9 protein-coding genes are annotated in these 12,055 nt (G+C 74.8%); all 9 read left to right on the top strand.

Features of this window, described 5'->3' with window-relative positions:
• The first annotated feature begins 198 nt into the window (after positions 1-198).
• Positions 199-2,106: a TolC family protein gene (locus FJ694_RS34710; RefSeq protein ID WP_157272086.1), complete on the top strand. Its 1,908-nt coding sequence runs from the start codon at positions 199-201 to the stop codon at positions 2,104-2,106.
• Between the two features lie 29 nt (positions 2,107-2,135).
• A complete protein-coding gene (locus FJ694_RS34715) occupies positions 2,136-2,900 on the top strand; it encodes an efflux RND transporter periplasmic adaptor subunit (protein ID WP_157272087.1) in 765 nt (254 codons plus the stop codon).
• A gap of 148 nt (positions 2,901-3,048) precedes the next feature.
• Entirely contained in the window at positions 3,049-4,407 is a 1,359-nt protein-coding gene (locus FJ694_RS34720) for an efflux RND transporter periplasmic adaptor subunit (RefSeq protein ID WP_157272088.1), read from the top strand.
• Entirely contained in the window at positions 4,401-6,503 is a 2,103-nt protein-coding gene (locus tag FJ694_RS34725; protein ID WP_157272089.1) for a site-2 protease family protein, read from the top strand. Before FJ694_RS34720 ends, FJ694_RS34725 begins: the two co-directional genes overlap by 7 nt.
• Before the next feature lie 159 nt (positions 6,504-6,662).
• Positions 6,663-6,920 (top strand): hypothetical protein, encoded by a 258-nt coding sequence (locus tag FJ694_RS34730; RefSeq protein ID WP_157272090.1) that lies wholly within the window; start codon positions 6,663-6,665, stop codon positions 6,918-6,920.
• Positions 6,921-7,065: 145 nt separating this feature from the next.
• Entirely contained in the window at positions 7,066-7,974 is a 909-nt protein-coding gene (locus FJ694_RS34735) for a DMT family transporter (RefSeq protein ID WP_157272091.1), read from the top strand.
• A gap of 4 nt (positions 7,975-7,978) precedes the next feature.
• Positions 7,979-8,761, top strand: coding sequence for an SDR family oxidoreductase (locus tag FJ694_RS34740; protein ID WP_157272092.1), 783 nt, complete (start codon positions 7,979-7,981; stop codon positions 8,759-8,761).
• A 275-nt stretch (positions 8,762-9,036) separates the two neighbouring features.
• On the top strand, positions 9,037-10,263 hold the full coding sequence (locus tag FJ694_RS37875; RefSeq protein WP_157272093.1) for a glycosyltransferase: 1,227 nt from the start codon (positions 9,037-9,039) through the stop codon (positions 10,261-10,263).
• Positions 10,264-10,273: 10 nt separating this feature from the next.
• A partial coding sequence (locus FJ694_RS34750) for a type I secretion system permease/ATPase (protein ID WP_157272094.1) occupies positions 10,274-12,055 on the top strand: 1,782 nt, incomplete at its 3' end.

A 12,055-nucleotide genomic window follows, 5' to 3' on the forward strand; every position in this document is an offset into this window, starting at 1 on the left:
GCCGTGCCGCGCGGCGCCGCCGCGCCGGGCTTTTCCCGGCTGCTGGCCGCGCAGGCCGGCGAGCGTGCCGGCCTGGCCGGCGCAGCCCCCGGGCCGGCCGCGGAGCCCATGGCCACGCGCATCAGGGTGCCCGCAGCCCGGAGTTGAGGACACGCATCCCGTCGGGCTGCAAGCAACGAATACCACCAAGAACGACCCATGACTGAACGACCGAACCCGAACCAGCCTTTCCGAGCCGTGCCCGCCTGGAGCGCGCTGGCCGCGGCGCTGCTGCTGGCAGGCTGCAGCGTCACGCCCGTGAAGCTCAGCGACGACGAGGTGTCGCGCCGCGTGCGCGACGACCAGGCGCGCATGGTCCAGGGCCAGGAGCCCGTGGCGGCGCCCATCGGCTTTTCCGAGGCCCTGGCGCGCGCGCTCAAGTACAACCTGGACTACCGGCTCAAGCTCATGGAGAGCGCGCTGTCGCGCGGGCTGCTGGAAGTCTCCGAGCTCGACCTGCTGCCCAAGCTCGTGGTCGATGCCGGCTACAACCACCGCAACAACGACTCCGGCGGCACGAGCATCGGCATCGAGGACCGCGTCATCAGCCTGCGCCCGTCCACCTCCGAGGAACGCTCGCACCACTACGAGCGCGCCACGCTGTCGTGGAACGCGCTGGACTTCGGCCTGAGCTACTACCGCGCCCGGCAGGCCGCCGACGACGTCAACATCGCCGAGGAGCGCCGCCGCAAGATCCTGCAGAACATCGTGCAGGACGTGCGCACGGCCTACTGGCGCGCGCTGGGCGCGCAGCAGCTGCTGGGCGAGGCCGACGCGCTGGCCGGGCGCATCCAGGACGCGCTGCGCAAGTCGCGCGAGGCCGAGCGCGCGGGCGTGCTGCCGCCGTCGCAGGCGCTGGGCTACCAGCGCGCGCTGCTGGACGCGATGACCGTCGTCAACGCCAAGCGCCAGGAGATGCAGTTCGCCAAGCGCGAGCTCGCCGCGCTGATGAGCCTGCCCCCGGGCACCGGCTTCACGCTGGCCGAAGAGCCCGGCGCGCGGCTGACCGCGGCACCCCTGGACCTCGACAAGCTGGAGCTCGCGGCGCTGACCAACCGCCCCGAGCTGCGCGAGGAGGACTACAAGGCGCGCATCGGCGTGGTCGAGGCCAAGCGGCAGATCGCCGCGCTGTTCCCGAGCCTGAACTTCTACGCCGGCCCGCGCTGGGACTCCAACGGCTACCTCTACAACAACAGCTGGGCCGAGGGCGGCATCAGCCTGTCGATGAACCTGCTGCGCCTGGCCGGGCTGCCGGCCCTGCAGCGCGCCAACGAGGCGCGCGGCAAGGCCGACGACGCGCGGCGCCTGGCGCTGGGCATGGCGGTGCTGACGCAGCTGCGCGTGTCGGTGGAGCGCTACCGGCTGGCGGTGGTGGACGAGGACCTGGCCGCCGAGGCCAGCCGCGTGGACCAGCGCCTGGCCAGCATCTCCGCCGCGGGCAGCAGCAACCGGCTGGAGAGCGAGCTGGAGACGCTGCGCACCGACGCGCGCGCGCTGGTCTCGCGCTTCTACCTCGCCACCGCCACCGCCGCCACGCAGGCCGCCTACGGCCGGGTGCTCAACTCCGTCGGCGTGGACCTGCTGCCCGACACCGTCACGGGCACCGACCTCCCGACGCTGTCCGCCGCGGTGGGGCGCAGCCTGCGGGCCACCGAGGGCAGCGCCTTCGTGCAGCCGGTGGCCGCGCCGGTGCCGCGGCGCGCGGTGGCGGTGCGCGTGGCCGAGGTGCCGGCGCCCGTGGGCGACGCCGCGGTGCGAGCCGCCGTGGAGCGCGTGCTCTCGCGCAACGACGTCGCCATCGGCACGGACGCCCAGGCGCTGCAGCTGACGCTGGCCTTCAGCCGCGCCGCCACGGGCGGGCGCGCGCAGTGGCGCATGGTGCTGGCCGAGCCCGGCGGGCGGCAGCTGCTGGAGCAGCGCTACGCCAGCGTGCTGCCGGCGGAGACCACGCCGCGCGCCGTCACGGCGCTGGCCGAGGCCGCGGCGCTGTCGGTGATGGGCGAGCTGCGCCGCCTCTCCAGCGACCCCGCGCCCGCCGCGCGGGAAGGCGGCGCGGCGGCACAGTGAGCGCGGCTGCGCAACCCAAGGATCATGAAGTGAAGAAGAAGCAGTACCTCGTCCTGGCCCGCGCCGTCCTGGCCGCGGCCGTGCTGGGCCTCGTGGCGGCGCTGCCGGCCACGGCGGCGGACCCGGCCGCGGCGCGCGCCGCGCCGGTGCGCTTCCTGGTGGCGGCGGCGCAAGAAACCATCCTGTCGGCGCCGGTGAGCGGGCGCATCGCGCGGCTGCCCGTGGGCCTGGGCGACGGCGTGCGCGCCGGCCAGGTGGTGGCCGCCTTCGACTGCGCCGAAGTCCAGGCGCGGCGCGGCGCGGCGCAGGCCGAGCTCGAGGCCGCGCGCGTGCAGCACGAGGCCAAGCTCAAGCTGCAGGGGCTGCAGTCGGCCGCCGAGGTGGAGGTGGAGCTGGCCGCGGCCAACGTCAACAAGGCCGAGAGCCAGGTGCGCATCGCCGACGCGCAGCTGGCGCAGTGCAATTTCGTCGCGCCCTTCAACGGCAAGGTGGCGCGCGTGCACGTCAAGGTGGGGCAGGGCGTCAACCCGGGCGCGCCGGTGATCGAGCTGGTGAGCGCCGGGCGGCCCAAGGCCCGGCTGAACGTGCCCTCGCAGTGGCTGGCGTGGCTCAAGGTCGGCAAGGTGCTCGACGCGGTGGTGGACGAGACCGGTGCGCCCGCGGCGCTGAAGGTCACGCGCATGGCCGGCCGGGTCGATGCGGTGAGCCAGACCATCGAGATCGAGGCCGACGTGGACGGTGGCGGCGCGGTGCTGCCCGGCATGAGCGGGCAGGTCCGGGCCCCGACGCCCTGAGGCGCCGCAGTCGCAGCCGCGGCCGCGGCGGTTGCATCCGGCAACGCCGGGGCGCAAAAGCCGCGCTGTTCGGCGCACCGGCCGGCGCGGCCGGTGCGCACACTGGCGCGCCCGCAAGGCGGGCCCCGCCGTCGCCCCCGCGCATCCCATGATCGATCCCGTCTTCCACGCCCTCGTCGCCAAGGTCCATGCCGCGGGTACCGCCGCGGAGCTGGGTTTCGTCTTCTGCAATGAAACGCGCGCCCTGGTGCCCTACCGCCAGGCCGCGCTGGTGGCGCTGGGCGCGCCGCCGCGCCGCGCCGCGCTGGCCGCGCATTCCGGGCTGTCCGACGTCGAGGCCGACGCCCCCTATGCCCGCTGGCTGGCGGCGGTGGCCGAGCACCTGCGGCCGCAGCTCCAGGCGCTGCCCCCCGGCGCGCGCGTGCTGGCGCTGGCGCCGTCACTGCTGCCGCCCGCCCTGGCCGAGCCCTGGGGCGAGTGGCTGCCCGAAGCCGTCTGGGTGCTGGGCCTGGCCGGGCCGGACGGCCGCGTGCGCGCGGCGCTGTTCCTGGCCCGCGAGGAGGCCTGGCCCGCCGAGTTCGACGCCGCCGCCCCCGAGTACCTGCTGCTGCAGCTGGCCGCCACCTACGGCCATGCCTGGTGGGCGCTGACGCAGCGGCGGCGCTCGCTGGGCGCGCTGCTGGCGCAGGCCTGGGCGCGCCGCGGGCTGCGCTGGGCGCTGGCGCTGCTGCCGCTGCTGCTGCTGCTCACGCCCGTGCGCGAGTACGCGCTGGTGCCGGCCGAGGTCGTGTCCAACCGCAGCGAGGTCGTGGCCGCGCCGCGCGACGGCGTCGTCCGGCGCATGGCGGTGGCGCCCAACACGCCGGTGGCCGCCGGCCAGGTGCTGGCCGAGCTCGACGACAGCACGCTGCACAACCGCCTGGCGGTGGCGCGCGCGGCGCTGGCGTCGGCGCGGCTGGAGCTGCTGCAGGCCTCGCAGCGCGCCATCGACTCGCAGCAGGCCAAGGCCGAGCTGCACCTGGCCGAGGGCCGGCTGCGCGAGCGCGAGGTCGATGCCGAGGCGCTGCAGCGCGAGCTGGACCAGCTCGCCATCAAGGCCCCCGGGGCCGGCGTGTTCGTCTATTCCGACCCCAACGACTGGGCCGGGCGGCCGGTGCAGACCGGCGAACGCCTGGGGCTGCTGGCCGACCCCGGCGCGCTGGGCCTGCAGGCCTGGGCGCCGGTGCAGGAGGCGGTGAACCTGCGCGCCGGTGCGCCCATGACGCTGTTCCTGAGCACGGCGCCGCTGGCGCCGCTGGCGGCGCGGCTGGACGCCGCCGGCTACCAGGCGGTGGAAGCGCCCAACGGCGTGGCCAGCTACGTGCTGCGCGGCACCCTGGAGCAGCCCGGGCACGAGGCGCGCATCGGGCTGCGCGGCACGGCGCGGATCTCGGGCGACTGGACCGTGCTGGGCTACCTGGTGCTGCGCCGGCCGCTGGCCGCGGCGCGGGAGTGGTGCGGATGCTGACGCCCTCCGCCGCCGCGCCCCCACCCTGGCCGGCGCTGCGCGAGGAGCTGCAGCTGCACGACGGCGGGCGCAACCGCGACGGCTCGCCGGCCTGGCACGTGGGCGATCCGGTGCGCAACCTGTTCTTCCGCATCGGCTGGCTGGAGTTCGAGATGCTGCGCCGCTGGCACCTGGGCAGCGCCGAGGCCATCGCCCGGGACATCGAGCGGCACACCACGCTGGCGCCGACGCCCGAGGACGTGCGCGACTTCGCCGGCTTCCTGGCCACGCACCAGCTGCTGCAGCGCGGCCGCGCGCGCGCGCCGCTGCCGGCGTGGCGCTGGCTGCTGCAGAACTACCTGTTCGTGCGCATCCCGCTGCTGCGCCCGGCGCGGCTGCTGCAGGCGCTGCTGCCCTGGACGGGGTGGCTGTTCACGCGGCGCTTCCTGGGCCTGACGGCGCTGGCGGCGCTGGCGGGCGTGCTGCTGGCGCTGCGCCAGCTCGACGCGGTCGAGGCCAACCTGCGCGGCGCCCTGAGCTGGGACGGGGTGCTGGGCTTCGCCGGCGCGCTGTTCGTGTCCAAGCTGCTGCACGAGCTGGGCCACGCGCTGGTGGCCACGCGGCTGGGCGTGCGCGTGGGCCACATGGGCGTGGCGCTGCTGGTGATGTGGCCCATGCCCTACACCGACACCGGCGAGAGCTGGATGCGCTCGCCGCGGCGGCGGCTGGCCATCGCCTCGGCCGGCATCGGCGCGGAGCTGGCGCTGGCGGCCTGGTGCACGCTGGCCTGGAGCTTCGTGCCCGACGGCGGCCTGCGCAACGCGCTGTTCTTCCTGGCGACCACGGCGTGGGTGCTGACGCTGGCCGTTAACGCCAGCCCGTTCATGCGCTTCGACGGCTACTACATCCTGGCCGACGCGCTGGACCTGCCCGGGCTGCACGAGCGCGCCGGCCGGCTCGGCCGCCACGCGCTGCGCAAGGCCATCGCGGGCTTCGACGACCCGGTGCCGGAGGTGCTGGCGCCGGCGTGGCGGCGCGCGCTCACCGCCTTTGCCTTCGCCACCTGGCTGTACCGGCTGGTGCTGTTCGTGGGCATCGCCCTCGTCGTCTACCACGCCTTCTTCAAGGCGCTGGGCGTGTTCCTGTTCTTCGTGGAGATCATGGTGTTCGTGATCCGACCCCTGTGGGCCGAGCTGCGCGTGTGGTGGCGGCGTCGCGCCGAGGTGGCGCCGCGGCGCCGGGTGGCGGCGCTGGCACTGCTGGGGGCGGCGCTGCTGGTGCTGCTGCCGCCGTGGTGGGGCGGCATCGCGGCGCCGGGGGTGCTGCGCGCGGCCGTCGAGCAGCCGGTGTTCGCGCCCTATGCGGCACGGCTGGAGCACATGGCCATGGCCGAGGGCGCCGCCGTGGACGCCGGCACGCTGCTGGCCGAGCTCACCGCCCCGGCGCAGCAGCAGGAGCGCGACAAGGCGCGCGCGCTGTCCGCGGCCTACGGGCGCGCCGCGCGCGGCGCGCTGGGCATGGAGCGCGACGGCGCGGCGCAGGAGGCCGTGGCCGAGCAGCAGGCCACGCGCTGGGACGCGCAGCGCCGCGCGCACGAGGCCGAGCTGCAGCGGCTGCGGCTGCTGCCGCTGGAGGCAGGCCAGGTGCGCGACCTGGACCCGGCGCTGCGGCCCGGGGCCTGGGTGGGCGCGGCACGGCCGCTGGCGCTGGTGGTGGACGGGCGGCGCTGGCGCGTGGAGGCGCTGGTGTCCGAGCGCGACCGGCTGCGCCTGGCCCTGGGCGCGCCGGCGGTCGTGATCGCGCAGGGGCGCTTCAGGAAGCTCGCCGGCCGGGTCGCCGGCATCGACGACAGCCCGGTGACGCGGCTGCCGCACCTGCTGCTGGCCCAGGATCATGGCGGCGCCATCGCGCTGAACCCCACCGTGCCGCGGCGCGAGCTCAAGCCGGCCGGGGCGTGGTTCCGCGTGCAGGTGGAGGGCTCGCTCGACGGCGCCGATGCCGCGCCGGTGCAGGCCGTGCAGGCGGTGCAGGTGCACTTCCAGGGCCGGCGCGAGAGCCTGGGCCGGATCTGGGTCGAGTCCGCGCTGTCGGTGCTGATACAGCAGTCGGGGCTGTGAACGGCGCCGGCGCGGCACAGGCAAACCGTGCTTGTGTTGAATACCGCACTGCCGCCGCGTTGCGGCCGGCCAACGCCGGCGCGGGCCGCTGATGCAATCGGTTACGCTGCGCAGCGGGCTCATGCGCTGAGCCTTGCGGTTTTCTCATCCGGAGAATTCATGAAGAAGATCATTGCCTTGGCCGCTGCCGTGCTGCTGTCCGCCGGCGCCCAGGCCGCCACCGGCCACCATGCTCCCCAGGCCAAGGTCAAGGCCAAGACCGTGAGCGCCCAGGCCGGCGCCAAGGCGGCCGCCAAGGCCCGCAAGCCGGTGCTGGCCAAGGCGGCGGCGGGCAAGGAGGCCCAGGCCCGCAAGCCTGGCGCGCAGAAGCACGCGGTGCTCAAGTCAGCGCGCAAGGCGGGACGCAAGCACGCCTGATCCGGGCGGCGGCCGCCGCGCGGTGAGGCCCACGCGCCGCGGCGCGGCGCGCCACCCCGGAATGCAGCCGGCCCGGACCCCGCAGTACCCCGCCCGGGACGCCCAGCCGCGACGATCTGCAGCCGCTCAGGCGGCTCCCTGGCCGATGTTTTCCTCCTCCCTGAGCGCCGAGACGCAGCGCGCCTGGCCCGGGCTGCTGCTGGCGGCCGTCGGCGCCGCGACGCTGTCGGGCAAGGCGATCATCGTCAAGCTCGCCTACCGCCATGGCGTGGACGCCGTGACGGTGATCATGCTGCGCATGGCCTTCGCGCTGCCGCTGTTCCTGCTGCTGGCCTGGTGGGCCGGGCGCGGGCAGCGCGCCCTGCGCCCGCGCGACTGGGGCGCCGTGACGCTGCTGGGCTTCAGCGGCTACTACCTCGCCAGCTTCCTCGACTTCCAGGGCCTGCAGTACATCAGCGCCGGGCTGGAGCGGCTGGTGCTCTACCTCAACCCGACGCTGGTGCTGCTGCTGGGCTGGTTCCTGTTCGGCCGGCGCGCGAGCTGGCGCCAGTTCACGGCCATGGCGGTGAGCTATGCCGGGGTGGTGCTGGCCTTCGGCCAGGAGGCGTCGCTGGCCGGGCCGCAGGTGCTGCTGGGCACGCTGCTGGTGCTGGGCAGCGCGGTGAGCTATGCGCTGTACCTGGTGTACGCGGGCGAGGAGGTGCGCCGCCTGGGCGCGATGCGCCTGACCGGGCTGGCCACCAGCGTGGCCTGCGTGCTGTGCATCGCGCAGTTCTTCGTGCTGCGCCCGCCCCAGGCGCTGCTGGCCATTCCGGCGGAGGTGCTGGGGCTGTCGCTGATCAACGCGCTGCTGTGCACCTTCGCGCCGGTGCTCATGCTGATGATGGCCATCGAGCGCATCGGCCCCGCGGCCACGGCGCAGGCGGGGATGATCGGGCCGCTGACCACGATCGCGCTGGGCGTGCTGTTGCTCGACGAGCCCTTTTCGGCAGGGCTGGTCGCGGGCACGGCGCTGGTACTGGCCGGGGTGGCGCTGCTCAACCGTTGGAGATAGACGCATGGATATGGGAATTCAAGGCCGCTGGGCGCTGGTGTGCGCGGCCAGCAAGGGCCTGGGCAAGGGCTGCGCGCAGGCGCTCGTGCGCGAAGGCGTGCACGTGGTGATCACGGCGCGCGGCGCCGAGGCGCTGGAGGCCACCGCCGCGGAGCTGCGCGCGCTGGGCACCGGCGCGCAGGTGCGCACGGTGGCCGGGGACATCGCCACGCCCGAAGGCCGCGCCGCGGCGCTGGCGGCGTGTCCGCAGGTGGACATCCTGGTCAACAACGCCGGCGGGCCGCCGCCGGGCGACTTCCGCGACTGGGACCGCGACGCCTGGATCCGCGCCCTGGACGCCAACATGCTCACGCCCATCGAGCTGATGAAGGCGGTGGTGGACCCGATGATGGCGCGCGGCTGGGGCCGTGTGGTCAACATCACCTCCGCGGCCGTGAAGGCGCCCATCGACATCCTGGGCCTGTCCAACGGCGCGCGCAGCGGGCTCACCGGCTTCGTGGCCGGACTGGCGCGCAAGACCGTGGGCCGCGGCGTGACGATCAACAACCTGCTGCCCGGGCCCTTCGACACCGAGCGGCTGCGCGTCACGATGGCCGGCGCCGCGCAGAAGTCGGGCCGCGGCATCGAGGACGTGGCCGAGGAGCGCCGGCGCCAGAACCCGGCCGGGCGCTTCGGCACGGCCGAGGAGTTCGGCGCCGCCTGCGCCTTCCTGTGCAGCGCGCACGCGGGCTTCATCACGGGGCAGAACCTGCTGCTCGACGGCGGGGCCTATCCGGGCACGTTCTGACGCCGGCCCTGCCGCATGGCCGGCAGGGCGAGCGTGAACTACGGCGCCGTTTGCGGCGCCGGCTGCCGCGGCGCTGCAAGCCGGATGAAACAAGCGGCGACTACACTGCGCGCGCCCAGGGCAATCCCTGATTTCCGGGAGGGGCGTTCGGCAGCCCCCCGCCACCACGACACGACGACCTTTTCCGGCCTTCCCGCGCGTGCCGGCACCACGGCAGCGCCTACCCGGCGCATGGCCCCAGGGCCGCGCGGCGCCGCGGCCGCTTTTCCGGTTCCATGCGCATCCTGCTCATCCATCAGAACTTTCCCGGCCAGTTCAAGCTGTTGGGAGCGGCGCTTGCGGCGCGCGCCGATTGCGAGGTGGTGGCGCTGGGCGCGGCCAGCCAGATCCGGGGCCGCGCCTTCGCGCCGGGCCTGAAGGTGCTGGGCTACGCCGAGCGCGCACCTGCGGCCGAGGACGGGCGCCACACCCACCATTACCTGCGCGACCACGAGCGCGCGCTGCGCCGCGGGCAGGACGTGGCGCGCGCGCTGTTCGGGCTCAAGCGCGAGGGCTTCACGCCCGACGTGGTGCTGGCGCACCCGGGCTGGGGCGAGAGCCTGTTCGTCAAGGACGTGTTCCCGCAGGCGCGGCTGATCAACCTGTTCGAGTTCTTCTACGCGGGCGAGGGCGCCGACGCGGGCTTCGACCCCGAGTTCCCGATCACCGACGACGACCGGCTGCGCCTGCGCATCAAGAACAACACCCAGCTGCAGGCGCTGGCCTTCTGCGACCAGGGCCTGAGCCCCACGCAGTGGCAGCGCTCGCGCTACCCGGCGCGCTTTCACGGCCTCATCGAGGTGCTGCACGAGGGCGTGGACCTGCGCCGGCTGCAGCCCGACCCGCACGCGCGCTTCCAGCTCCCGGGCGGGCGCGTGCTCACGCGCGGGGACCGCGTGCTGACCTACGTCGGGCGCAACCTGGAGCCCTACCGCGGCTTCCACGTGCTCATGCGCGCGCTGCCCGAGCTGCTGCGGCGCGAGCCGGAGCTGCAGGTCGTGATCGCCGGGGCCACCGGCGTGAGCTACGGCGGCCCGCCGCCGAAGCCGCATGCCACGCACCTGGACTGGCTGCTGGCCGAGACCGGCCGCCCTGACCCGGCGCGCGTGCACTTCACCGGGCCGCTGCCCTATGGCGAGTACGTGAAGCTGCTGCAGGTCTCCAGCGTGCACTGCTACCTGACGTACCCGTTCGTGCTGTCGTGGTCGATGCTCGAAGCCATGGCCTGCGGCTGCGCGGTGCTGGGCTCGGCCACGGCGCCGGTGCAGGAGTTCATCGAGGACGGCGTCAATGGCCGGCTCTTCGACTTCTTCGACCGCGGCGCGCTGCTGGAGAACATCTCACGCCTGTTGCGCGAGGACACCCGCGCGCTGCGCGAGCAGGCCCGGCACAGTGTGGCCGGGCGCATCGACTTTCACCGCCACGTGCTGCCGCGCGCCCTGCAGCTGCTGGGCCTGAACTGAAGAGCACCCCATGACCCGACCCTCTCCCCCTTCTCCCGCGGCCGGCGCCGCCGCGCCGGCCGCCGGCAGCGAGCTCACGCAGGTGCTGCGCAGCCTGCGCGGCAGCATGCTGGCCACGGGGGTCTTCAGCTTCGTGCTGAGCCTGCTGCTGCTGGTGCCCTCGATCTACATGATGCAGGTCTACGACCGCGTGCTGGGCAGCCGCAACGAGATGACGCTGCTGATGCTCACGCTGCTGGCCGCGGGGCTGTACGCGATGTACGCGGCGCTGGAGTACGTGCGCTCGGCGGTGCTGCAGCAGGTCAGCCACGCCATCGACCTCAAGCTCTCGCCGCGGGTGTTCGAGGCCGCCTTCAGCGACGCCTCGCGCTCGCGCGGGGGCAACCCGAGCCTGGCGATGAACGACCTGACCACGGTGCGCCAGTTCGTCTCGGGCACGGGGCTGATCCTGCTCTTCGACGGGCCCTTCGCGCTGGTGTTCATGGCCGCGGGCTTCATGATCGACGTCTGGCTGGGCGTGTTCCTGGTGGGCGCGTGCGTCGTGCTGCTGCTGCTGCTGTGGTGGAGCGAGCGCCGCACCCACGCGCCGCTGCAGGAGGCCAACCGGCTCAACGCCCGTGCCTCCAGCTACATGAACAACAGCTTCCGCAACGCGGAAGTGATCCAGGCCATGGGCATGCTGCCCGCGGTGCAGCGGCGCTGGCAGCAGCTGTCGGACCAGGCGCTGGACCTGCAGGCCGGCACCAGCGTGGCGGCGGCGCGCATCGGCGCGGTGACGAAGTTCGTGCGCATCCTGGCCCAGTCGCTGAGCCTGGGCCTGGGCGCGCTGCTGGTGCTCGAAGGGCGCATGTCGGGCGGCATGATGATCGCGGCGTCCATCCTGCTGGGCCGCGCGCTGTCGCCGCTGGAAATGCTCATCGGCGCGTGGCGCCAGATCGCTGCCGCGCGCGACGCGCAGCAGCGCCTGGAGGCGCTGCTGGCGGTGGCGCCGCCGGCGCCCGAGCGCATGGCGCTGCCCGCGCCGGCGGGGCGGATGTCGGTCGAAGGGGTGAGCGTGGCCGCGCCGGGCTCGCAGCAGGCGCTGCTGCGCCAGCTCAGCTTCAGCGCCGAGCCCGGCGAGCTGCTGTGCATCATCGGCCCCAGCGGGGCGGGCAAGTCCACCGCGGCGCGGGTGCTGGCCGGGGTGTGGACGCCGCAGGCGGGCAAGGTGCGGCTGGACGGCGCCGACCTGGCGAGCTGGCCGCGCGAGCAGCTCGCGCCGCACATCGGCTTCCTGCCGCAGGACGTGGAGCTGTTCGAGGGCACGGTGGCCGAGAACATCGCGCGGCTGGCCGAGCCCGATGCCGCCGCGGTGGTGGCCGCGGCGCAGGCCGCGGGCATCCACGAGCTGGTGCTGCGCCTGCCCCAGGGCTACGACACGCCGGTGGGCCCGGGCGGGGCCACGCTCTCGGGCGGGCAGCGCCAGCGCGTGGGCCTGGCGCGCGCGCTCTACGGCAATCCGCAGCTGCTCGTCCTCGACGAGCCCAACGCCAACCTCGACGACGCCGGCGAGAGCGCGCTGGCCGCGGCGCTGGCCGGGTGCAAGGCGCGCGGCGCCACGGTGGTGGTGGTGGCGCACCGCACCTCGCTGCTGCGCCTGACCGACAAGCTGCTGCTGCTGCGCGACGGCCAGGCCGCGGCCTTCGGCCCGCGCGACAAGGTGCTGCAGCAGCTCAACGCGCAGGCCGCGCCCGCTGCCGGCACGGCCCCGGGCGGCGCCGCGCCTGCGCCCGCGCCCGCGGCGCCAACCGCG

Source organism: Azohydromonas aeria, assembly GCF_009760915.1.
Lineage (GTDB): Bacteria > Pseudomonadota > Gammaproteobacteria > Burkholderiales > Burkholderiaceae_C > Azohydromonas > Azohydromonas aeria.